This is a genomic window from Flavobacterium sp. UM26, from assembly GCF_057922445.1.
The window spans coordinates 59,705-82,570 of record NZ_JBVHCY010000011.1; the positions used below are offsets into that span (position 1 = coordinate 59,705).

At 36.2% G+C, this 22,866-nt stretch carries 20 protein-coding genes; 8 read left to right on the plus strand and 12 right to left on the minus strand.

Translation table 11 applies throughout. From position 1 onward, the window contains the following. The first annotated feature begins 39 nt into the window (after nucleotides 1-39). The 3 genes from ACZ1AQ_RS12955 to ACZ1AQ_RS12965 all read left to right on the plus strand — a co-directional run bounded on the left by ACZ1AQ_RS12955 (nucleotide 40) and on the right by ACZ1AQ_RS12965 (nucleotide 5,752). Entirely contained in the window at nucleotides 40-3,552 is a 3,513-nt protein-coding gene (locus tag ACZ1AQ_RS12955) for a molybdopterin-dependent oxidoreductase (RefSeq protein ID WP_489633299.1), read from the plus strand. Nucleotides 3,553-3,606: 54 nt separating this feature from the next. Beyond that, on the plus strand, nucleotides 3,607-5,040 hold the full coding sequence (locus ACZ1AQ_RS12960; protein WP_489633300.1) for a rubredoxin: 1,434 nt from the start codon (nucleotides 3,607-3,609) through the stop codon (nucleotides 5,038-5,040). A 163-nt stretch (nucleotides 5,041-5,203) separates the two neighbouring features. Continuing rightward, nucleotides 5,204-5,752: an acyl-CoA thioesterase gene (locus tag ACZ1AQ_RS12965; protein ID WP_489633301.1), complete on the plus strand. Its 549-nt coding sequence runs from the start codon at nucleotides 5,204-5,206 to the stop codon at nucleotides 5,750-5,752. Nucleotides 5,753-5,927: 175 nt separating this feature from the next. On the opposite strand, the gene cobA is transcribed toward ACZ1AQ_RS12965, so the two are convergent. Then, a complete protein-coding gene (cobA, locus tag ACZ1AQ_RS12970) occupies nucleotides 5,928-6,701 on the minus strand; it encodes a uroporphyrinogen-III C-methyltransferase (RefSeq protein WP_489633302.1) in 774 nt (257 codons plus the stop codon). 177 nt (nucleotides 6,702-6,878) lie between these two features. After that, nucleotides 6,879-7,775 (minus strand): helix-turn-helix domain-containing protein, encoded by an 897-nt coding sequence (locus ACZ1AQ_RS12975; protein ID WP_489633303.1) that lies wholly within the window; start codon nucleotides 7,773-7,775, stop codon nucleotides 6,879-6,881. Between the two features lie 194 nt (nucleotides 7,776-7,969). On the opposite strand from ACZ1AQ_RS12975, the gene ACZ1AQ_RS12980 reads away from it, so the two are divergent. Continuing rightward, complete coding sequence (locus ACZ1AQ_RS12980; RefSeq protein WP_489633304.1) at nucleotides 7,970-9,097, plus strand: aldo/keto reductase; 1,128 nt, start codon at nucleotides 7,970-7,972, stop codon at nucleotides 9,095-9,097. Nucleotides 9,098-9,248: 151 nt separating this feature from the next. Here the strand turns inward: ACZ1AQ_RS12980 and ACZ1AQ_RS12985 are convergent, their stop codons facing one another. The 10 genes from ACZ1AQ_RS12985 to tgt all read right to left on the minus strand — a co-directional run bounded on the left by ACZ1AQ_RS12985 (nucleotide 9,249) and on the right by tgt (nucleotide 19,497). Continuing rightward, complete coding sequence (locus ACZ1AQ_RS12985; protein ID WP_489633305.1) at nucleotides 9,249-10,511, minus strand: asparagine synthetase B; 1,263 nt, start codon at nucleotides 10,509-10,511, stop codon at nucleotides 9,249-9,251. Between the two features lie 363 nt (nucleotides 10,512-10,874). Further along, nucleotides 10,875-11,537: a response regulator gene (locus tag ACZ1AQ_RS12990; protein ID WP_489633306.1), complete on the minus strand. Its 663-nt coding sequence runs from the start codon at nucleotides 11,535-11,537 to the stop codon at nucleotides 10,875-10,877. Between the two features lie 2 nt (nucleotides 11,538-11,539). Next, nucleotides 11,540-12,331: a sensor histidine kinase gene (locus ACZ1AQ_RS12995; protein WP_489633307.1), complete on the minus strand. Its 792-nt coding sequence runs from the start codon at nucleotides 12,329-12,331 to the stop codon at nucleotides 11,540-11,542. Nucleotides 12,332-12,432: 101 nt separating this feature from the next. After that, complete coding sequence (locus ACZ1AQ_RS13000) at nucleotides 12,433-13,056, minus strand: hypothetical protein (RefSeq protein WP_489633308.1); 624 nt, start codon at nucleotides 13,054-13,056, stop codon at nucleotides 12,433-12,435. 2 nt (nucleotides 13,057-13,058) lie between these two features. After that, nucleotides 13,059-13,436, minus strand: a complete 378-nt coding sequence (locus ACZ1AQ_RS13005) for a hypothetical protein (RefSeq protein ID WP_489633309.1) — start codon at nucleotides 13,434-13,436, stop codon at nucleotides 13,059-13,061. 125 nt (nucleotides 13,437-13,561) lie between these two features. Further along, complete coding sequence (gene dnaB / locus ACZ1AQ_RS13010) at nucleotides 13,562-15,100, minus strand: replicative DNA helicase (RefSeq protein WP_489633310.1); 1,539 nt, start codon at nucleotides 15,098-15,100, stop codon at nucleotides 13,562-13,564. Nucleotides 15,101-15,241: 141 nt separating this feature from the next. Beyond that, nucleotides 15,242-16,195, minus strand: a complete 954-nt coding sequence (locus ACZ1AQ_RS13015; RefSeq protein ID WP_489633311.1) for an acetyl-CoA carboxylase carboxyltransferase subunit alpha — start codon at nucleotides 16,193-16,195, stop codon at nucleotides 15,242-15,244. Nucleotides 16,196-16,307: 112 nt separating this feature from the next. Continuing rightward, complete coding sequence (locus tag ACZ1AQ_RS13020; RefSeq protein ID WP_489633312.1) at nucleotides 16,308-17,195, minus strand: DMT family transporter; 888 nt, start codon at nucleotides 17,193-17,195, stop codon at nucleotides 16,308-16,310. Continuing rightward, complete coding sequence (locus ACZ1AQ_RS13025) at nucleotides 17,182-18,273, minus strand: LptF/LptG family permease (RefSeq protein WP_489633313.1); 1,092 nt, start codon at nucleotides 18,271-18,273, stop codon at nucleotides 17,182-17,184. Before ACZ1AQ_RS13025 ends, ACZ1AQ_RS13020 begins: the two co-directional genes overlap by 14 nt. Before the next feature lie 93 nt (nucleotides 18,274-18,366). Next, nucleotides 18,367-19,497 carry a tRNA guanosine(34) transglycosylase Tgt gene (tgt, locus tag ACZ1AQ_RS13030; RefSeq protein WP_489633314.1) on the minus strand — a complete coding sequence of 377 codons (1,131 nt, stop codon included), beginning with the start codon at nucleotides 19,495-19,497 and terminating at the stop codon, nucleotides 18,367-18,369. A gap of 377 nt (nucleotides 19,498-19,874) precedes the next feature. Between tgt and ACZ1AQ_RS13035 the strand changes: the two genes are divergently transcribed. The 4 genes from ACZ1AQ_RS13035 to ACZ1AQ_RS13050 all read left to right on the plus strand — a co-directional run bounded on the left by ACZ1AQ_RS13035 (nucleotide 19,875) and on the right by ACZ1AQ_RS13050 (nucleotide 22,669). Next, complete coding sequence (locus ACZ1AQ_RS13035) at nucleotides 19,875-20,168, plus strand: rhodanese-like domain-containing protein (protein ID WP_489633315.1); 294 nt, start codon at nucleotides 19,875-19,877, stop codon at nucleotides 20,166-20,168. Between the two features lie 2 nt (nucleotides 20,169-20,170). Beyond that, a complete protein-coding gene (locus ACZ1AQ_RS13040; protein WP_489633316.1) occupies nucleotides 20,171-20,485 on the plus strand; it encodes a rhodanese-like domain-containing protein in 315 nt (104 codons plus the stop codon). Between the two features lie 261 nt (nucleotides 20,486-20,746). Then, a complete protein-coding gene (locus tag ACZ1AQ_RS13045; protein ID WP_489633317.1) occupies nucleotides 20,747-21,595 on the plus strand; it encodes a transketolase in 849 nt (282 codons plus the stop codon). Nucleotides 21,596-21,715: 120 nt separating this feature from the next. Then, nucleotides 21,716-22,669, plus strand: coding sequence for a transketolase family protein (locus ACZ1AQ_RS13050; RefSeq protein WP_489633318.1), 954 nt, complete (start codon nucleotides 21,716-21,718; stop codon nucleotides 22,667-22,669). The last annotated feature ends 197 nt before the right edge of the window (nucleotides 22,670-22,866 follow it).

Genomic DNA, 22,866 nt, shown 5'->3' on the forward strand with positions numbered 1-22,866 from the left:
AATCATTATAAAGAAAAGTGTAAATAAAGAAGTGTAATAATGCAAAATTCTGAAATCAAAACTACCTGTTCTTACTGCGGCGTGGGTTGTGGTATCCTCGTTACAAACGATCCTAAAAATGGAGTAATGGTAAAAGGAGACCCTGATCATCCCGTAAACAAAGGAATGCTTTGCTCTAAGGGAATGAATCTTCATTATGTAGCCAATGACCTTTCGGATCGCATTCTCTATCCAGAAATGCGTTGGAGTAGAAATCAACCTTTAGAGCGTGTCAATTGGGAGCAAGCTTTAGAGCGAGCAGCGGCAGTTTTTTCGACTATCATAAAAAAACACGGCCCTGATAGCGTGGGTTTTTACATTTCTGGGCAATGTTTGACAGAAGAATATTATTTGGTAAACAAACTCGTAAAAGGTTTTTTGAAAACCAATAATATAGATACCAACTCAAGATTGTGTATGAGCTCGGCCGTTGCGGGCTACAAAAAAACCTTTGGAGAAGATTCGGTTCCTATAGCATATGAAGATATTGAACTTGCCGATACATTCTTAATCACAGGAGCCAATCCCGCATGGTGTCATCCTATTTTATTTAGACGCATTGAGCAACACAAAGCCAATAATCCTAAAGTAAAGATTATTGTCGTTGATCCTCGCAAAACAGATTCGGCTTTAAATGCAGATTTACACTTACAAATCATTCCAGGCACTGACATTGTTCTATACCACGCTCTTGCGAAAAGAATCATCGAGAAGGGCTATACCGATCAGGATTTTATAAAAAATCACACCGAAAACTACCAAGCCTATAAAGCTTTAGTTGGGGCGAGTTCGTTAGAAAAAGCCTCAAAATTATGTGGTATCTCAGTTAATGATATCAAACTTGCGGCAGATTGGATAGGTAAAGCCAAAGGTTTTCTATCACTTTGGGCTATGGGATTAAACCAAAGCGCTATTGGTGTTGATAAAAACACTGCCCTATTAAATCTTTCTCTACTCACAGGGCACGTCGGGAAACCAGGTTCGGGACCATTCTCACTAACTGGTCAACCCAATGCTATGGGAGGACGAGAAGTAGGCGGAATGGCCAATCTACTAGCTGCTCACAAAGAATTAAGTAACCCCACACATCGTAAAGAAGTCGCCGATTTTTGGGGTGTTTCTGATATTTCTGAACAACCGGGTCTAACCGCAACTGAGATGATTGAAGCATTGAATTCTGGAAAAATGAAAGCCATTTGGATTATCTGTACCAATCCTTTAGTAAGCCTGCCCAATTCTAGAGCGGTAGAAAAAGCATTGGAAAACGCCAAATTTGTAGTGGTTCAAGAAATCTCGCATCGTTCGGATACGGTTAAATACGCCGATTTGCTATTACCTGCAGCTGGATGGTTAGAAAAAGAAGGAACGATGACCAACTCAGAACGACGTATTTCCTATTTAGCCAAAGGGATCAATCCTCCCGGAGAAGCTTTATCTGATGTAGAAATCATCACTCGCTTCGCGAAAAAAATGAATTTTAGTGGTTTTGACTATGCCTCAACAGAAGAAGTGTATCGTGAATATACTTCGCTGACCAAAAATACCAGTATCGACATTTCGTTTTTAAATTATAATAGATTACAAAACGAAGGTACTTTTCAATGGCCCGTACCTGATTATGGGCATCCTGGCACACCTCGATTGTTTACGGATAAAAAATTCTATACCCCTTCACAAAAAGCTATATTCAATATTCCAACTGCCATCGAAAATACCTCGGAGGCTCCAAGTTCTGAATTCCCTTTTATTCTTACCACGGGGAGAATTAGAGACCAATGGCATACGATGACCAAAACAGGAAAAGTGTCCCGATTAATGACACACATTCCAAGTCCAGTATTGGATATGAACGCTATCGATGCCTATAAAGCAGGTATACAATCAGGAGATATTGTGGTAGTTTCCAGCAAAAACGGTACAGTACGGGTTAAAGTAAAGGTGTCCAATACCATTCGAGAGTCTGTTGTATTTCTACCCATGCATTGGGGGAAACAATTGGATAACGATTTAAATCGTACCAACAATCTCACGAATATTTTAGTAGATCCTGTTTCGAAAGAACCCGACTTTAAATACACTACAGTAGCCATTACAAAGTATGTAAAACCAATAGAAAAAATTGTCGTAATTGGTGCTGGGGCTGCCGCTTTTCGATTCATTCAAAACTACAGAGAACTCAATACCGAAGATGAAATCATTGTCTTTTCGAATGAAGAAAACCCTTTCTACAATAGAGTCTTACTACCTGAATACGTGACTGCTGAACTTTCATGGGAACAACTTCAAAAAATAAAAGCCGAAGCTTTGGCTAAATTGAACATTACCCTACAATCCAATGTTGCTGTTTCCGCTATCAACCCCACAACTAAATCTATACTTGATACTAATGGTATTTCTCATACCTATGATACTTTGATTTTAGCCACAGGCAGCCGCCCTTTTATTCCCGAAAATGCACAATTGCACTTACCCGGCCGTTTTACGATGAGAAAAAAAGCAGACGCCGATAGACTTAGAGCTTATCTAGATCAAACTGGGCTACCTCCCGAAGAACAGCACGTAGTAATTGTTGGTGGCGGATTATTAGGCTTGGAGTTGGCCGCAGCTCTAAAACATAAAAAAGTAAAAATCACCATTATTCAGCGAGCATCACGCTTGATGGAACGTCAATTGGATCGAATTTCGAGTAAATTATTGGCCGAAGAAGTACAACTTAGAGACATCCAAATTTACTTTGACAATGAGGTCAGTACGGTATTTAACACCAAACGCCCCAACAAACTAGAAATCGCTCTAAAAAGTGGACGAACCCTCACGGCCAATGCTATCGTTTACACGATTGGTACCATTCCAAACATCGAAATAGCCAAAGAAGCTGGAATTGTTTGTGCCAGAGGCGTAAAAGTCAATCAACATTTACAATCCTCGAATCCTAGTATTTTTGCCATTGGAGAAATCGCTGAATTTGAGAACAAACTCTTTGGTATCACTTCAGCAGCTGAGGAACAAGCCGATATTTTAGCCAATTATATGGCAGGTGATATAAGTAGCCACTACAAAGGTTCGGTACTAATGAATATTTTAAAACTAGAAGACATCAACTTATGCAGTATTGGAGAAATCGAAGTACCAGAAAACGATGATTCGTATGAGGAAATCGTATTTTCGGATTTAGGGAAAAGGTACTATAAAAAATGCATTGTCAAAAACGATTTGCTTATTGGCGCCATTCTGATGGGAGACAAGAACGAATTTGCCGAGTTCAAGACCATGATAGAAAGCAAAATCGAGCTTTCGGACAAAAGAAACACTTTATTGAGAGGCAGCTCCAATACCAAACCAGTTTTAGGAAAATTGGTATGTTCTTGTAGTCAAGTAGGCAGCGGAAATATAGAAGAAACTATAAAAAGTGGCGTAACAAATTTCACAGAGCTCTGTAAAACAACGGGAGCAGGTTTGGGCTGTGGCAGCTGTAAAACCGAAGTAAAAGAACTCATTTCAAAATACAAATAGTTTTAGTTGTAGCATTTATACTGTTAGACTAAGCACTAAAAAAAGATACAAAATATGGATTTAACACGATTGATAGTCAAAGGAGGCGTAATCTCACCAGGCGAATTGAAAGAGGTAGTTTCGATGGGACTTTCTCAAGGACAAAAAGCTATTTCGTTTGGATCCCGACAGGATATTATTTTTCCAGCAGGTTTCGACACTATTGATAAAGAAAAAACAGGAAAACACCATTTTGTTTTTCCAAATGAACAAAGCGGAAATAACATTGTTTCTTCCTATGTTTCGACGGATATTTTTCGAAACACCCCTTGGCTTACGGGTAACAAATTCTTGTATGTTTTAGAACAATTCAAAGAAAATCCGAAGCTAAAAATCAATATTACGGATCCCAAGCAGCAATTGGTCCCACTTTTTACAGGACAAGTTAACTTTATTGCCTCTGAACACGAAGATTATTGGTTTTTGTATCTGCGATTGCCACAATGGGAAAAAATGGATCGCTATCCTGTTTTGGTTTACAGTTGGAACATCGCCACTATTTATTATGCTATAGAAGCCATTTTAGTAGAAGAACCTGATTCGGCCGAAATGATTTTTGAGTTAATTAATGAAACTTTAGACACCAATAATAGAACGATAGATCAACCCTTACATATTCCGTTTTATCCCTTCCCTTATTACGAGGGAATGAACAAAATGGGAATTGACCAATATTGGCTGGGCTTGTATTGGCGCAATAACCTCTATGATTTGCAATTTTTGAACGAAATGTGCGATTTATGTTTTGATTGTAAAATTGGTAAAATTTGCATCACGCCTTGGAAATCTTTTATTGTCAAAGGAATTCCAAAAGAACGAAAACTAGATTGGGAAAAATTTTTAGGAAAGAAAGGTATCAATGTAAGGCATTCGCTTTTGGAGCTGAATTGGCATTTGCCAGTGGCCGAAGAATGGGCTTTAGGACTAAAAACCTTTTTGGTCAGAACCTTAGATCAATTTGACATTAGTACTTATGGACTTACCTTTGGGATTTCAGACTACAATCGAGAGGGACATTATTTTACTTCGATTGTAATTGAAAGAAATGATATTCCAAAAGATTTGGAATCTATCAAAATCAGACCCACCTATAATGTACTTTTTGCAAAAAATTTTGATCCCAATACCAAAGAATATCTTGTTCATACACAAGATGTAGACAAACTAGAATTACCAACCATATTGATTGAATTGAGTAAATTGTATTTTGAGAAATTAGGAGATTCTGTATTGGAAATTAGTACTATAACGACCCAAAAAGAGGAAACCATTCAAGAATTACATCAATGCCAAAATTGCTTAACCATTTATAACGCAACTTACGGTGATGATTCACAAGGCATAGCAAAAGACACTCTTTTTGAACAACTGCCCGACACCTATTGCTGTTCGCTTTGTGAGGCACCCAAAAAAGACTTTAAACGAATCAGTAAACTAAAAAGTTATTAGCATCTGTAGTGCTAAGCAAAATGTATCGAAAACCGCTTTTTTTGCGTGAGGGATGGCAGTGGAGCTCTCCCGATTTTTTCATCGGGAAGCGGGAACGTACAGCCCGACCCGACTTTTTTTGGCGGGGCACGCCCAAATTATAATTATAGACAATCTCTTTTATATGGAAATCAATTTTAAAACGGTAAGCTCGTCCTATGTAATCATCTCCGAATTGATGTTGCCCTCTCATACCAATTTTAGTGGTAAAATTCACGGAGGTTATATTCTATCGCTGTTGGATCAAATTGCGTTTGCTTGTGCCTCTAAGTTTTCTGGAAATTATTGCGTTACCGCTTCGGTAGACACGGTGAATTTTTTGAAACCGATTGAAGTGGGTGAACTTGTTACTATGAAAGCTAGTGTTAATTTTGTAGGGAATAGTTCGATGATTGTAGGCATTAGAGTCGAAGCCGAAAACATACAAACTGGCGTTATAAAACATTGTAACTCTTCTTATTTTACAATGGTTTCCAAAGATAAAGAGGGAAGAAACGCACCCGTTCCGGGACTTATACTTACTACACTGAAAGAAGTGAGTCGTTTTGAAAATGGGGTGCGACAAATAGCCTTAAAAAAGGAAAGAGAGTATCAAAAAAGCATTGCCACTTTCGGCACTATTGAATCCATCTTGAAATCCAATCAGTACAAAGTTAAGGTGGCGTTGGAGTAAGGTGTAGTCCTTAGTCCTTAGTTCCTAGTGAGTAGTTAGTATATAAAAAGTAAAAAGCGTTTGAAAATAGAAACTTCAAATGGTATGAAATTCACAGATTTAGTACTGACAACCAATTACTATCGAATATGGACTAAAAACTAAGTACTACTCACTGGGGACTAATCACTAAGCACTATGAACTAATCTCTTTTACCCCAATACTCTCCAAATAATGTTGGTCAAGACTAGCGTGTCTAACGGTTTCACCAATAATGATGATTGCGGGAGAGGAAAGTTGGTGTTGTGCTACTAATTGACTTATGGAAGAAAGGGTACCCATTACTTTCTTTTGATCTGTTTTGGTTCCGTTTTGGATAATGGCTATCGGTAAATCATCATCTCGGTGACTTTGATAAATGGACAGGATTTCTGCTAGTTTATGCATCCCCATCAAAATAACCACTGTGGCTGCGGATTGTGCAGCTAAATAGATGTCTTTGGACAACTCGTGATTGGATGTTGTACCAGTAATTACCCAAAAACTCTCGGCAATATGACGCTGTGTTAAACTAATTCCATTGGCAGCAGGAACTCCCAAAGCTGAAGAAATTCCGGGCACTATAGCTGTAGCAATACCGTGTTGTTCTGCATAGTCAATTTCCTCTATTCCTCGTCCAAAAACAAATGGATCACCACCTTTCAAACGAACAACATGACCGTGTTTATGAGCCATAACAACGATTAGTTCATTGATTTGATCTTGCGTATAAGCGTGGCAGCCCAATCGTTTACCAACATAAATCACTTCGGTGGCTGAAGTATAGTGCAATAAATGCTCATTGACTAAGGCATCATACAATACAACGTTGGCCTTTTGCAAAGCCTTAATTGCTTTTAAAGTGATTAACTCTTCGTCTCCTGGGCCAGCACCAACCAAGGTCAACTGAGGTTGTATTGTTTTGTTCATCTCTTTAGAATTTAAAATAAGTACAAATACTTAATTCAAATATAAGTAAATTTACTTAAAACAAAAACAATATTCTCTTTTTTTACATTTTAAGGTTTCAAATTGGTACTTTAAATTAAAATAGTAGTAGCCAATTTACTAAAACAAGTAAATATCAAGGTTGTCGTACTAACTTCCTCAATTCACTTTCCTATAGGCCACTGGGGTAAATCCAGTGTATTTTTTGAACATTCTATTGAAATGCTGTGGGTACTTAAACCCTAATTCGGAGGCAATTTGTCCTACTGATTTTTCAGTATCAAAAATTCGCTCTTTGGCTAAATCGATAAGCTTTAACTGTATGTGTTCTTGTGCTGTTTTACCCGTTTCTCTCTTAATCAAATCTCCAAAATAGTTTGAAGAAAGATGCAAACAATCTGCAAAATATCCAACTAAAGGAAGTCCAATGTTTTGAGCCTTTCCAGAACTAAAGTAATCGTTCAATAAATTTTCAAATTTTGACAACACATCTACATTTAAATTTTCACGCGTTGTGAATTGTCTGTCATAAAAGCGAACACAATAATTCAATAACAACTCAATAGTACTTGCAATGATACTTTTGCTATGCTTATCAATGGATTGCTCGATTTCATATTCAAGCTTTCTAAATATATCTTTCACCATTTGCTGTTCTTTCAAAGACAAATGAAGCGCTTCGTGAAAATTATAAGAAAAGAAAGTGTACTTATCCATTTGCTTTGCCAAAGACGTTCCTTTAATCAAATCAGGATGGAAAAGCAGCGTTAGTCCTGAAGGCTTATAATTTTCCTCATTGTTAATCTCTATTACTTGACCAGGAGCAACAAAAACAAGTGTTCCTTCATCATAATCATAAGCATTACGACCATATTTCAAGTTTCCGCAATGGCCAGCTTTTAAGAATATTGCATAATATCCGAAATGTAATTTACTTTGATTGCCCCAAACTTTGGTACCAGAATTATCAAACACACTTATTAAAGGATGTTTGGTTTCTATTTGTTTAAAATCGTTGTATTGTGCTATTTTTTTAAGTTGAATGATCTGTTCCATAAACTTTCTTATTGCTCTCTTCATTACAAATATACTATTCAGATTTTGAATACTTTAGTTCTTCAACCGCTATCTGTAAAAATGGTACTAATTGCCGTAATATGTATACATTTTGTTATGATGTATTAATTGAAATTTGTAGCAACACTCGTTGACAATCAATGCTTACATTAACTATAAATAAAGGTAATATAATGGAAAACACAAACAGAAGAGATTTCCTAAAACTAGGAACATTGGCAGGAAGTTCATTAGTGATGAGTACCGCGTTTGGAATGGCTTCGATAAATGATAAATTAAAAGAAACGCCAAAAGAAACTTTTGTAACTAAAGCCACTCCAACTCGATTCTTGGGTTCAGGTAAAAATAAAATTGAAGTTTCTGCGATAGGTTTAGGCTGTATGGGTATGAGTTTTAATAGAAGTTTTATTCCCAATAAAGAACCAATGATTGCTTTGATTCGTAAAGCTTATGAAAATGGCATTACCTTTTTTGATACAGCCGAAGCCTATGGTCCTTATACGAATGAACCTTTAGTTGGTGAAGCGATCAAACCTTTTAGAAAAAAAATTACGTTGTGTACCAAATTTGGTTTTGATATTCAAAATGGAAAAATGACAGGAGGCCTCAATAGCCACCCACAACATATAAGAAATGTAGTAGAGCAATCGCTAAAAAGATTGAATACCGATATCATAGATTTGCTTTACCAACATCGAGTGGATCCAAAAATTCCTATTGAAGAGGTTGCTGGGACTGTAAAAGATTTAATCAAAGAAGGCAAAGTAAAACATTTTGGACTCAGTGAAGCTGGTGTAGACACTATCCGAAAAGCACACGCCATCCAACCTATAACAGCTTTGCAAAGTGAATTTTCTTTACTAACTAGAGAACCCTTAGAAGATGTGATTCCATTATGCGAAACACTGGGCATAGGATTTGTGCCCTACAGCCCCTTGAGTAGAGCTTATCTTGCAGGCACTCTAAATGAACGAACCAAATACATCGCCTCCAATGATAATCGTCCGAGCTTACCGCGTTATCAACCCGAAGCTATTATAGCCAATTGGGGCATTATAGATGTACTCACTGAATTTGGTAATCCAAGAGGTTTTACTGCTGCCCAAGTTGCCTTGGCTTGGTTATTGGCTCAAAAACCATGGATTGTTCCTATACCTGGAACTACAAAACAAGCCCATTTGATAGAGAACTTACAGTCGGCATCTATTGTACTTTCAACACAAGAAGTAAGCCAACTCACAGAAGACATTACAAAAATTAAAATTCTAGGGGAACGTTATCCTACTCCACAAACAAAATAATGAAATGACCAAGCTTACTCGCAACACTTCTACCAATTGCATTAAGTTCTAGTTGATATGACTTAGCTAGGTGAAATTATCACAACAGCTTAAACTATAAAAAGCATTACTAAAAATGGTAATGCTTTTTTAATTAAAACTATTTTAGAATTTATGTCTTAAGCTTTTTCTTTTTAGCGGCAGGAAACAAGACATTATTTAAGATCAAACGATAACCTGGCGAATTCGGATGTAGGTCCAATACCGTGGCAGGGTCCCCTACTTGGTGTTGAAAATCTTCGGGATCGTGTCCACCATAGAAGGTAAACATGCCTTTACCTTTTTGCCCATGAATATAGCGCGCCTCTCCATTGAGCTCACAACTTCCCAAAAGCAGGATGTTGGATTTAATTAATTCCGAGTCAAAAGCGGTAGTTTGCCCCATAAAACCTTTGATTAATTGAGTATGATTTTGGCATAACATACTGGGAATTGGGTCCCATTTGGCTGAGAATTCCATCAAGGTAAAGTAATCTTTCTCCATTGGAATTTTTCTTCTACCCGTCATGTCAATATTGGAAAATTCATATTGTTCGGGGCGTCGTTCCAAAGTAAAGTTTTTAAAAGCAAATGAGCGTTCAAAATTCAGCAACGATTGATAATTTGGTGTACTCGCATCACCATCAAACATGGTTTCGCAAATATCAATTCCTTCAGCTGCTAGAGCGATATCAAAACTATCGGTAGCGGAACACATGGCAAACATGAACCCTCCACCAATTACAAAATGACTAATTTTCTGTGCTACAGCTCCCTTTTCTTCGGATACCTTATTATACCCCAGCTTTTTTGCTAAAGCTTCGGCTTCTTTTTTCTGTTCAATATACCAAGGCGTGTTTTTGTAGGCACTATAAAATTTACCATATTGCCCCGTAAAATCTTCATGATGAAGGTGTAACCAATCGTAGAGTACTAATTGATCCGATAATACTTCTTCATCATACACCGCAGTAAAAGGAATCTCGGCATAGGTCAACACCAACGTAACCGCATCGTCCCAAGGTTGTTTCCCTTTGGGAGTATACACAGCAATCTTAGGTGCTTTTTCCAACAATACCGATTCCATATTTTGTGAAGGACTTGCTATAAGATTCAGCAACTCCGCTTCTTCACTATCCGATACAACTTCGAAACTCACACCACGAATTTGGCATTCTTTGCGAATTTCGGCTGCATCTGGCAACAAAAAAGACCCACCTCTATAATTGAGTAACCAACTTGCTTTATAATTTTTGTCTAAGCACCAATATGTAATTCCATATGCCTTTAGATGGTTTTGCTGAGAGGTTTCGTCCATAGGCAACAAAATAAAACCAGCTTTTACCGTAAGCGTACTTAAAAAAAGGAATAAAAAACAAAGTGATGTTGATTTCATTGGATGCAATTTGTTTCTCAAAGATAAAAGATACCTCTAAAATCTGAACATTTTTAACTAAAATACTTTCAGCAAGCGCTAACTGTAGCTTTCTTGTTTCCCTATGGCAACTTAATTTCTTGATGAAATAGCTAAAAAACACGTAAAAATACGCATTCGTAATTTATTGAATTACAATACATTTGATGTTTAATTTATACTACTTATGAAATATTCTGTTAACTATATTAACACAACCCCAAACAAAGTGGAACATCCAAATACCTTAAGAAAAGTATGCATTTGCTTGCTACTTATTCTATTAATAGCATTTTACGCACTCTCTTTCCAATTTTTATTGAATTATTAATGAATGACCATCATTCAATCCAATTGTACCAAATCATTTTGTAGGGCATAAACCACTAATCCTGCAACGTTTCTGGAATTTGTTTTAAGCAACAAATTGGTTCTATGTCCTTCAACTGTTCTTGGGCTAATAAACAAATAATCACCTATTTCGGCTGCATTTTTTTGCTTACAAATTAGCTTTAAAACTTCTATTTCTCGCTCGGAAAGTAACGATCTATCTAAACAACTTTTCAATTTATTTCCTGTAAGTACTACTTCTTTAATTACTTTTAATACATAATCAGAATAATAGAACCCTTTACTGGCTACCTCGTTGATGGTATTGATTAGTTCTGCTGGCGAGGCATTTTTTAACAAATAAGAAACTGCGCCTACATCTATCATATTAGCAATAAATGACTTAGAATCATAACTGGTAAGTGCAATAATCTTTACAGTAGGAAATTCTTTGTGAATAATTTTTGTAGCCTCTACTCCATTGATAATTGGCATTTTCAAATCGGTAAGTACGATATCCGGGAGTTCTTGAGTACTTCTTAGGAAAGTAATTAACTCTTGACCATTAGAAGCTTCATGAAGAATCGTTAGATTAGGTTCTCGCTCTAAAATGAAAGCCAATCCCTTTCTAAACAGCACTTCATCATCAACTAAAACAATTTTAATTTTTTGATCCATCCTTAAAAAATAAATTCAACATTTACACCTTTATTAACTTCTGATTGGAAGGACAAACTTCCCTTCAAAAAAGAAATCCTACTCTCAATATTTTTTAATCCTAAACCTTTTTGATGCGCACAATTGGTTTCATCAAAACCAATTCCGTTATCAGTATACAAACACTTAGTATATTCTCCATTAATGGAAAAACTTATCGTCATTTGGGTTGCTTTTCCATGTCGGATAGAATTATTTAACAATTCTTGCAATATTCTAAACACATGTAAATGTCTTCGTGTGTCAGCCTCATCAAATGTAACTTCATTTTTATAACTAACCGTAACGCCTTTGGCCGAGCTAAACTCCATGCACAATTCCTCAACGCCAGCATCTAGACCGAATTTTTCCAATACAGGCGGCAATAAATCATGTGCAATCTTTCTGGAATTCTCTAATGCTTTTCCAGTTAATGCAATCACGTTTGACTTTACTTCTTCTAACTCATTTGCAGCAAGATGAGGAGTAGTCAATAGGTGTGCATTTAAGGCTACCACATTTAACTTTGAACTGATATCATCATGTAAATCTTGAGCAATTCTTTTGCGTTCAGCTTCTTGTGTTTCAATGACTGCTTTTAGTAACTCTCTTTGATGCTCAATTTCACTATCTTTTCTTTCAATTTCTTTTTGGATAATTTTTTTTCTAGAGAAGTAGAAAAATACTATAAGTACTACTGCCAGAATTATAAAAAAAAAGGAAGTGTACAAAATAACTAGAACAATTTCTTTTTCTGAAATGGAAGTAGTTTCCATACAATAAAGTGGTATTAAAAAAATTGGGGACTATTTTATTCTCAAAAATAGCTTTTTTTAATAGAAAACACTTAAAATTAACCAAAAAATGATAGTTCTTTTTATTTTTTTGAAAAAAAACTTACTTTCCAATCGTATAAAATAAACAAATAATACAAAATCACTAAAATAGAATTAAAAATCCAAAGCAAAAACTTTACTTCATTATTCAATTTAGCGTTGATATTACCTACAACAAAAACCATAGTACTGGCTAACAGATATAAAATAAGTCCTATGGTAACGAAATAGTATTTTTTTTCTATAGTTAGCATATTGTACAAATGTAGCACGGCAAACACAATGACACTTAGATTGGTAATTACTATGACCAATAAGTTATACTGAAAAAATTGTTCATAATCTAAGCAACTTTGTCCCCCAATAGCTATCACATTTAAAGTCATAATAGCATGTATCATTGTTTTATGACTCTTAGAATTCATCAATGAACTAAAAAAAAGCCCCAATATCAACATCTGGCCAATAAAGAATAAATTCATCAAAAATAAGTTCTTTTGATGCAAAAGGTAAAGCAACTCCATACTAAGTTGCATAATTGTAGCAAAAAGTAGGTATACCAAAAAAAAGCCATTAACCTTTTCTCCTCTGAAAAAGCTAATGGCATATACGATCAAATTAATTATTAAAATACTATATGATAAATAAATTAAAAAATCATTCATTTTTATATATTCAATGGGCTATTGGGATCACCGTATGGTGGGCAAGTACGAACCCCATCATATACAATCTCCGCTTCTCTAGCCGCTTCATTAGTTGCATTTTTTGGGAACACATCTTCATATATTCCTGTTTTTTCATTTAAACGAGTACCCACTAGCATTAAGGTTTGCTCTCCTTCATCATTGATTCCGATGTAAGCTCTAACTGCATCTATTTTATGTTTCATAACACCATGAAGGGATTCCAGAGGAATAAGATACCCTTCAATTTTTTGTGCTCTTGATTCTGCAGCAACAGCATTCTCTTTGTATTTTTTTACCCATTCTTGTGCAGTTGGTAATGTAATTTCAATTTGTTTAGGTAATTTTTCTTCACTCATAACTTTAATAAATTATTGGTTAATAATAGTTTATGCTAAGCTAGTCATTTTTTTATTACAAAAACTAAAAAATTAAGGAAGAATTCTCCTTCTATATTTCCATTCAATACTTATTCACAACTCCACTAAAAGGGCACATCACTATCGTCATCGGCATCATTATTAAATGTACTTCCGAAAGCTTCGTTGGCTGAAGGTAAATTTCTAGTAAAATCCTCCTGATTCATACTAGAAGGCAAATCATCATAACCACTACTATAATCCTCTAAATTATCAAACTTACCTAAGCTACCTACAAATTTTAATCTAACGTTCTCTAAACCACCGTTCCTGTGCTTAGCGATGATGAATTCTGCCTGTCCTGCGGTTGGAGATTGCTCTTCGTCGTCCCATTCTTCAATTTTGTAATACTCAGGACGATAAATAAACGAAACAATATCTGCATCTTGCTCAATCGCACCCGATTCACGAAGATCCGAGAGCAAAGGACGTTTACTAGACCCACGAGTCTCAACGGCACGCGATAATTGAGAAAGTGCAATTACAGGAACATTCAATTCTTTGGCCAAAGCCTTTAAGTTTCTAGAGATGGTTGAAATCTCTTGTTCACGGTTTCCTCCGCCTTTTCCATTTCCACCAGCAGTCATCAACTGCAAATAGTCAACTATCACTAACTTAATACCGTTTTGTGATGCCAAACGTCGGCACTTTGCTCGTAAATCAAAAATAGAAAGTGACGGGGTATCGTCGATATACAAAGGAGCCTTTTCTAGATTCTTCACTTTGGTACTCAATTGTTCCCATTCGTGTTTTTCCAATTTTCCTGTACGTAATTTTTCTGAAGACAAACCCGTTTCAGAGGAAATCAAACGAGTAATCAATTGTACAGAAGACATCTCCAAAGAGAAAACAGCTACAGGTTTTTGAAAATCGATAGCTATATTTCTTGCCATTGACAATACGAAGGCTGTTTTACCCATACCCGGACGTGCCGCAATAATTATTAAATCGGATGGTTGCCAACCCGAAGTCACTTTGTCTAGTTTTTCAAAACCAGTGGCCACACCACTTAATCCTTCTTGACCTGCAATTTCTTCAATTCTTTTTTTAGCTTGTAAAACCAAACTCTGAGCGGTTTCAGAGCTACGCTTCACATTTCCTTGAGTTACTTCGTATAATTTCGATTCGGCTTTATCTAACAAATCAAAAACATCAGTCGTTTCATCATACGATTCTTCAATAATTTCAGAAGAAATACGAATCAAACTTCTTTGAATGTACTTTTGAAGAATGATTCTTGAGTGAAATTCTATGTGTGCAGAAGAAGATATTTTTTGCGTTAACTGAATCAAGTAAAAATCGCCACCTGAAAGGTCTAATTTTCCATTTTTTCTTAGCTGTGCTGAAACTGTTAATAAGTCGATAGGTTGCGACTCAGTAAAGAGTTGGACAATAGCTTCGAAAATATATTTGTGAGCTTCTTTGTAAAAAGCATCAGGTTGCAAAATATCAATTACCTCATCAACTCCCTTCTTGTCAATCATCATAGCACCCAAAACCGCTTCTTCCAATTCTAGGACTTGCGGAGGTAACTTTCCTTTTTCTAGGTTAATAATAGTGGAGCGATCCACTTTGATAGGGCTTATTGATTTAAAATTTTCCATAAAGCGAATTTAAAAAAAAATAGAAGGTTTGCGCTATTGAGTTATTACAAAATAATGTTCATAACTAAAGCTTTTTTGTTGATAACCATAAAAAAAGTCCGAAACCAAACGGCTTCGGACTTCAAAATAATTTGTAGGATTTTATTCTTTAAAATGTCCCATTTTACTGTATTTATCCATCCTTTGAGCGATTAATTCTTCTGTTGATAAGTCTTTCAACTCATTAAATCCTTTCAAAATAAAATGCTCAACTGTTTTGAAAGTCGTTTCTCTATCATAATGTGCCCCACCCAATGGTTCAGGTATGATATCATCGACTAATTTTTGTTTTTTCATGTCGGCTGAAGTCAATTTTAAGGCTTCTGCCGCTTGCTCTTTATACTCCCAACTTTTCCATAAAATAGAAGAACATGATTCTGGAGAAATCACAGAATACCATGTATTCTCGAGCATGTACACGCGATCTCCTACTCCAATTCCTAAAGCTCCTCCAGAAGCTCCTTCACCCACAATTATCGTTATGATAGGTACTTTTAAACGTACCATCTCAAAAATATTTCTTGCAATGGCCTCACCTTGTCCTCTTTCTTCAGCTTCTAAACCTGGATAAGCTCCAGGAGTATCTACTAGAGTTAACACGGGAATGCCAAATTTTTCAGCCATTTTCATCAAGCGCAAGGCTTTTCTGTACCCTTCTGGATTGGCCATACCAAAATTTCGGTATTGACGCGTTTTGGTATTGTATCCTTTTTGTTGTCCAACAATCATGAACGATTGTCCTCCAATTTTACCTAAACCACCAATCATTGCTTTGTCATCTTTGAACCCACGATCACCGTGCAATTCTAAAAAAGTATCTCCACAAAGTGCTTTAACATGATCTAAAGTATAAGGACGGTTGGGATGTCTGGATAACTGAACACGTTGCCAAGCAGTAAGGTTTTTATAGATGTTCTTTTTGGTCTCCACTAACTTCTTGTTAATTTCTTTACAAGTTGGGGTAACATCAACATCCGACTCTTTACCGATAATGACGCATTTTTCTAATTGCTCCTCTAATTCTTTAATGGGAAGCTCAAAATCTAAATATTCCATAGGATTTTTGCGTTTGTATTTTTTTGCAATTCTGGATGTGCAAATGTAAAAATTTAAAATCGTTTCGAAAGATTATTTTTTATTTAACTCGGAATTATATCAAAATTAACTACTACTTTTTGTGTTTTTCCATATAGTGCTTGATTACTCCATTCAAAACAACAGTAATCACAATAATCAGTGCACCTACATAAAATTCGGTACTCATTTTTTCTTTCCCGCCAATAATAAAGTATGCCAAAATGATGCCATAAACCGGCTCTAAATTCGTAGTAAGCATCACAGTATAAGGCGATAATCTACGCATTACTTTTACCGAAGCCGTAAACGCATAGGCTGTACAAATAGATGCCAAAAGCAAAATTAACGCCCAATTTTTTGGAGTTAAAACAAAGAAATCTACCGAAAAAGAACCATTACATACAAAGTAAATGGTGATAAAAATAAAGCCTGCCAAAAACTCATAAAAAGCAATTACTGAAGGCTCATGATGCTCAATTAGTTTTCCGTTAAAAAGGGTAAATACCACACCTAAAACAATGGAGGCCAAGGCCAATAGCATACCATGCAAGTAATTGATTTCTACCTGAAGTATTAAGGCCAATCCAGCTATAATTACCAATCCAAAAAAAACTTCATACCACAATACTTTTCGTCCGTAAAAAATTGGTTCTAAAATGGAGGCAATAAAAGCACCTAAAGAAAAAACAGATAAGGTAATAGAAACGGTAGCCTCTTTGATAGATTCAAAAAAAGTAATCCAATGCAGCGCAATAAGCAAGCCTACAAAAACCAACTTTAGAACAGCACTAAAGGAAATCTCGAATGGAATTTTCTTCAACAAAAGAAAACTTCCCAAAAAAACGGCTGCGAACAGCATACGATACCATACTAAAAAATCAGCATCTATCGTAATTAAGGCGCCTAAAATGGCTGTAAAACCCCAAATAAAAACTATTAAATGAAGATTCAGGTAACTTTTTAAATTATCGTTTGGCATTGCGTAATAAATAAATGGCTAATATTCCGAAAAAGATGTTGGGCAGCCAAACGGCTAATAATGGTGAAAAAGAAGATTTCTCGGCTATGGTGCCAAAGATTTTATCAAAGAAAACAAAAGCAAAGGCAATGGCGATTCCGATAGCTAAATTGGTTCCCATACCACCTCTGCGTTTCATTGCCGAAACCGAAACCGCTATTACTGTAAGTATAAAGGCCGAAACAGGTACGCTGTATTTTTTATACAACACCACCAAATAAGTATTAATATTAGAAGAACCTCTTTTGCGTTCCTTTTCAATAAAAGCGTTCAGTTGGGTAAGATTCAAAGTTTCCGCAATATATACAACAGGAGTTAAATCCTCTAAATCAAAAGCAAAGCGGAATTTTTTCTCCGGTGCTTTCTCGATTTTATCTCCCATTGATCCCAAAGTTCTTTTGGTATAATCATAAAGCGTATACGTACTGTCCTTGGGATTCCATTTGATTCTACTTGCCGTAATTTTAGAAACCAATTGTTCTTTTTTAAACTTCTCTAACGAAAAATTAAAAGCCATTTTCGTCTCCGGATTAAAACTATTCACGTAAATGAATTCGTGATCGTTAATTTGTCGGTACACATCAGTATTATCGCCACGCATGGCTTCTTTTCCTCCACCTTTTAGGTAGGTGTATCGAAAATTATTAAACCCCTCACTGGCAGAAGGCACAAGAAAAAAACCCATCAACAACACCAAAACAGACACAATGGAAGCTCCAATAATATAAGGGCGTAAAAATCGCGTAAACGAAATACCCGAACCTAAAATAGCAATGATTTCGGTATTATTGGCCAATTTGGACGTAAACCAAATAATTGACAGAAACAAAAAAATAGGAAAAAGAGAATTGGCAAAATAAATGGTAAAGTTGTAGTAATAGGTCGCTATATCCCAAAATGGAATTTTGTTCTCTAGCATCTTATTGATCTTCTCCGAAACATCAATTACAATTCCAATCGGGATAAACAACAATAACATTACTGCAAAAGTCGCCAAGTAGCGTTTCAGAATGTATTTGTCTATTATGGTCAATTTCATTTCTTAAAGTTTGAGGTTTGAAGTCAAAAGTTAGATGTTATAAAGTCGTGGCTGAACATACTTCTAATCTCTAACTTCTAACTTCCTATTTTTTTATAATCTTTGGCTCATATTTTTGACCATCATTTCTTTCCAAGGTCTAAAATCGCCCGCTAAGATATGTTTTCTTGCCTCACGAACCAACCACATGTAGAATCCTAAATTATGTATCGTAGCAATTTGCTTCCCAAGCATTTCATTCGAAGCAAACAAATGACGCAAGTAGGCTTTGGTATAAAAAGTATCTACATAGGTAATTCCCATTTCATCAATTGGTGAAAAATCGGCTTCCCATTTCTTGTTTTTAATATTGATAGACCCATTAGCAGTAAACAACATTCCGTTTCTGGCGTTACGTGTAGGCATCACGCAATCAAACATATCAATTCCTAAAGCAATGTTTTCCAAAATATTAATTGGTGTTCCCACCCCCATCAAATAACGCGGCTTGTCTTCGGGTAAGATTTCGCAAACTACTTCGGTCATTGCATACATTTCTTCCGCTGGTTCACCAACAGAAAGTCCGCCAATGGCATTCCCTTGTTGTCCCGCATTGGCAATGTATTCTGCCGATTGGCGACGCAAATCTTTATAAGTACTCCCTTGTACAATTGGGAAAAATGTTTGCTCATATCCATATTTATAAGGCACTTTTTCCAAATGCTTGATACAACGATCCAACCAACGGTGTGTCATGTGCATCGAACGTTGAGCATAACGATAATCACAAGGATAAGGCGTACATTCATCAAAAGCCATAATTATATCAGCTCCAATGGTACGCTGAATTTCCATCACATTTTCAGGGGTAAAAAAGTGGTATGAACCATCAATATGCGACTTGAACTTCACTCCTTCTTCCTTAATTTTTCGATTGGCCGACAAAGAATACACCTGATAACCTCCTGAATCGGTCAAAATATTACGATCCCAATTCATGAATTTGTGCAAGCCTCCCGCTTTCTCCAAGATATCGGTTTGAGGACGCAGGTATAAATGATAAGTATTTCCTAAAATAATATCCGGATTAATATCGTCTGCCAATTCGCGTTGATGCACTCCTTTTACCGTTCCTGCAGTTCCCACAGGCATAAAAATAGGGGTTTCAATTACCCCATGATCGGTAGTAATACTACCCGCTCTTGCTTTAGACTGTGTATCTTTTTGTAATAAATCAAATTTCATCTCTCTCGTTTTTCTCCCGACCGTTCGGGACGGCAAAGATAATTTATTTCAGATTTACGAATTACGATTTAGGATTTTATTTAACAATGCTATCTTTTGGGCGTATCACCACCTCCGCAAACTACGGTGCTGTCGGGCTGTACACTATATCTCTTGGGTCGAACCCCGCCCCAAGAGGATGCCGCTTCCATCCCTTACGCATCTGTAGAAACCCTAAACATAAATTACAACATATTATCAATACATATAATGTAGAAATAGGTCGCAATCTATCCCTACAAGAATCCAAAAATTATTTAATTGTGTAACAATTGTTACTCAAAAACCCATTTTGTACCTTTACTTTTGCCCTACTCAAACAAAAAAAACGAATACTTATGACATTAGAACATTTCATTAAAGAAAACCGCGGCACCATTGTAGACGTAAGAACCCGAGAGGAATTTATGGGCGGCCATGTTGCTACGTCTATCAATATTCCACTCAATGAAATCCCAGAACGCCTAGAGGAAATCAAAACTTTGGCTACTCCACTGATTTTATGTTGTGCTTCTGGTGGACGCAGTGGTCAGGCAGAGTCGTATCTTTCACAACAAGGAATAGAGTGTCTGAATGGCGGTTCTTGGTTGAACGTAAATTTTTATCAATCCCTTCAGAACAAAATCGATTAAGTATGATACCTTTCTTAAAACGTCTTTTAGGTTTAACTCCAGCCATAAATTATAAATCATTACTTCAACAAGGAGCTATAATAGTCGATGTGCGCACCAAAGGTGAATTTCTAGGAGGTCACATTCAAGGTTCTCTCAACATACCTGTTGATGTCTTACGCCAAAATCTACATCAATTAAAAAATAAAAATCAAATTCTTATTACTTGCTGTGCCTCTGGCATGCGAAGTGCATCAGCCAAAAGCATCCTAAAAGCTAGTGGCTATACCGATGTGTACAATGGAGGCGGATGGAATAGCCTGAAAAGTAAAATTTAAAATCTTCAGAAAATAAGTTGGTTACGTTAATAGTATCATTTAGCTGTATAAAGAACAATGATTTTTACCAGATAGTTATGCACTTCTTGTTTACTACCTATACTAAGACTGGTTTATCACTAGTCTTTTTTTTTGTTATTATTCCTACGCTTTTTTTATTTGTAAACCTCCTCAAATCATTATCCAGAAATTGCTCTTAAAATCATTGGTCTTCCCGAAAATAAAAATTACTTTTGCAGCAGTTTAACTTTTACAAACAAAATGAAGCCTAACACACAACAATTAAACGATTTAACTATCCAAGTTAGAAGAGATATTCTTCGTATGGTACACGCTGTTAATTCTGGACACCCAGGAGGTTCCTTAGGATGTACAGAATTTTTGGTTACTCTTTATCAATACTTAATGGATCGCAAAGAAGGATTTGATATGAACGGTATTGGAGAAGATGTTTTCTTCTTATCTAATGGTCATATTTCTCCGGTATTTTATAGCGTATTGGCTAGAAGTGGCTATTTTCCAGTAGCAGAATTGGCTACGTTCCGATTATTAAATTCACGTTTACAAGGACACCCAACCACACATGAGGGTTTACCAGGTGTTAGAATGGCCTCTGGATCTTTAGGACAAGGGTTATCTGTTGCGATTGGAGCTGCACAAGCTAAAAAATTAAACGGAGATAACCATATCATTTATAGTTTGCATGGAGACGGTGAATTACAAGAAGGTCAAAACTGGGAAGCCATTATGTATGCTTCTGCCAAAAATGTAGACAACCTTATTGCAACTGTTGACGTAAACGGAAAACAAATTGATGGTACTACTGATGAAGTATTGAACATGGGAAGCTTGAAAGCCAAATTCGAAGCTTTTGATTGGGAAGTTCTTGAAATCAAAGAAGGAAATAACATCGAAGCAATAATCGCTGGTATGACCGAAGCCAAAGCCAAAACAGGAAAAGGAAAACCAGTATGTGTGCTTTTGTATACTGAGATGGGTAATGGTGTTGATTTTATGATGCATACCCATGCTTGGCACGGAAAAGCTCCAAATGATGCTCAATTAGAGAATGGTTTAGCGCAAAACATCTCAACTTTAGCAGATTATTAAGACCCTTTTTTCCAAAGGGAGAAACAAAGGCTTAGTGATAAAATTAGAAAAGAAAAAAAATTATAAATCCTATTTACCCCAATAGGAACTCCCCTCCTTAGGAGGGGTTGGGGGAGGCTTATGAAAAAATACACAAATACAGGAAGTAAAGATACTCGTTCAGGTTTTGGAGCGGGAATGACAGAATTGGGTCAAAAGAACGAAAACGTTGTGGCTCTTTGTGCCGATTTAATTGGTTCACTAAAATTCGATGATTTCAAAAAAAATCACCCAGAGCGTTTTTTCCAAATCGGAATTGCAGAAGCTAATATGATTGGAATTGCAGCTGGTTTAACTGTTGGAGGTAAAATTCCATTTACAGGAACATTTGCTAACTTTTCTACAGGTCGTGTTTACGATCAAATTCGTCAATCGGTAGCCTATTCTGACAAAAATGTAAAAATTTGTGCCTCACACGCAGGTTTAACTCTTGGAGAAGATGGAGCTACGCACCAAATTCTAGAAGATATCGGTTTGATGAAAATGTTACCAGGTATGACAGTAATCAATACTTGTGATTACAACCAAACTAAAGCAGCTACTATTGCTTTAGCAGATCACCATGGTCCGGCTTACTTACGTTTTGGCCGCCCAGTGGTACCTAACTTTATGCCAGCAGACGAACCATTCGTAATTGGAAAAGCTATTTTATTAAACGAAGGAACCGATGTTACGATTGTTGCAACAGGTCACTTAGTTTGGGAAGCTTTACTCGCTGCAGAAGCTTTGGAAGCTAAAGGAATTTCGGCAGAAGTCATCAACATTCACACCATCAAACCTTTGGACGAAGAAGCTATTTTGAAATCTGTTGCCAAAACGAAATGTGTGGTAACTGCTGAAGAACATAACATTCTTGGTGGTTTAGGTGAAAGTGTTTCTAGAGTTTTAGCTTTAAACACTCCTGTACCGCAAGAATTTGTAGCGGTAAACGATAGTTTTGGAGAATCTGGAACCCCAGAACAATTGATGGAAAAATACCAATTGAATCACCAAGCTATTGAAGCTGCAGTTGAGCGCGTGTTGGCTAGAAAATAATATTCAGTAATTTTATATTTATCCCGTCAAGTCCTGCTTGGCGGGATTTTTTTGTCATATACCCAAATAAAATTACTACTTCCAGTACTATTGAAACCCAATCAATACCAAAGATTATAGCATCGTGTATTTTTCGAATGACAGTAAAAAGATAAATCTAAAACCATAAAAGTTAAGTTCAAAAAAAAAAAAAAAAA

Bases quoted from the DNA above. Each gene is read 5' to 3' on its own strand.
- ACZ1AQ_RS12985 (WP_489633305.1), bottom strand. From the start codon at position 10,511: ATGAAATCAACATCACTTTGTTTTTTATTCCTTTTTTTAAGTACGCTT.
- ACZ1AQ_RS13000 (WP_489633308.1), bottom strand. From the start codon at position 13,056: ATGAATGATTTTTTAATTTATTTATCATATAGTATTTTAATAATTAAT.
- cobA (WP_489633302.1), bottom strand. From the start codon at position 6,701: ATGAACAAAACAATACAACCTCAGTTGACCTTGGTTGGTGCTGGCCCA.
- ACZ1AQ_RS13015 (WP_489633311.1), bottom strand. From the start codon at position 16,195: ATGGAATATTTAGATTTTGAGCTTCCCATTAAAGAATTAGAGGAGCAA.
- dnaB (WP_489633310.1), bottom strand. From the start codon at position 15,100: ATGGAAAATTTTAAATCAATAAGCCCTATCAAAGTGGATCGCTCCACT.
- ACZ1AQ_RS12990 (WP_489633306.1), bottom strand. From the start codon at position 11,537: ATGGATCAAAAAATTAAAATTGTTTTAGTTGATGATGAAGTGCTGTTT.
- ACZ1AQ_RS13040 (WP_489633316.1), top strand. From the start codon at position 20,171: ATGATACCTTTCTTAAAACGTCTTTTAGGTTTAACTCCAGCCATAAAT.
- ACZ1AQ_RS13005 (WP_489633309.1), bottom strand. From the start codon at position 13,436: ATGAGTGAAGAAAAATTACCTAAACAAATTGAAATTACATTACCAACT.
- ACZ1AQ_RS12975 (WP_489633303.1), bottom strand. From the start codon at position 7,775: ATGGAACAGATCATTCAACTTAAAAAAATAGCACAATACAACGATTTT.
- ACZ1AQ_RS13045 (WP_489633317.1), top strand. From the start codon at position 20,747: ATGAAGCCTAACACACAACAATTAAACGATTTAACTATCCAAGTTAGA.
- ACZ1AQ_RS13020 (WP_489633312.1), bottom strand. From the start codon at position 17,195: ATGCCAAACGATAATTTAAAAAGTTACCTGAATCTTCATTTAATAGTT.
- ACZ1AQ_RS13050 (WP_489633318.1), top strand. From the start codon at position 21,716: ATGAAAAAATACACAAATACAGGAAGTAAAGATACTCGTTCAGGTTTT.
- ACZ1AQ_RS12980 (WP_489633304.1), top strand. From the start codon at position 7,970: ATGGAAAACACAAACAGAAGAGATTTCCTAAAACTAGGAACATTGGCA.
- ACZ1AQ_RS12995 (WP_489633307.1), bottom strand. From the start codon at position 12,331: ATGGAAACTACTTCCATTTCAGAAAAAGAAATTGTTCTAGTTATTTTG.
- ACZ1AQ_RS12960 (WP_489633300.1), top strand. From the start codon at position 3,607: ATGGATTTAACACGATTGATAGTCAAAGGAGGCGTAATCTCACCAGGC.
- ACZ1AQ_RS12955 (WP_489633299.1), top strand. From the start codon at position 40: ATGCAAAATTCTGAAATCAAAACTACCTGTTCTTACTGCGGCGTGGGT.
- ACZ1AQ_RS12965 (WP_489633301.1), top strand. From the start codon at position 5,204: ATGGAAATCAATTTTAAAACGGTAAGCTCGTCCTATGTAATCATCTCC.
- ACZ1AQ_RS13025 (WP_489633313.1), bottom strand. From the start codon at position 18,273: ATGAAATTGACCATAATAGACAAATACATTCTGAAACGCTACTTGGCG.
- ACZ1AQ_RS13035 (WP_489633315.1), top strand. From the start codon at position 19,875: ATGACATTAGAACATTTCATTAAAGAAAACCGCGGCACCATTGTAGAC.
- tgt (WP_489633314.1), bottom strand. From the start codon at position 19,497: ATGAAATTTGATTTATTACAAAAAGATACACAGTCTAAAGCAAGAGCG.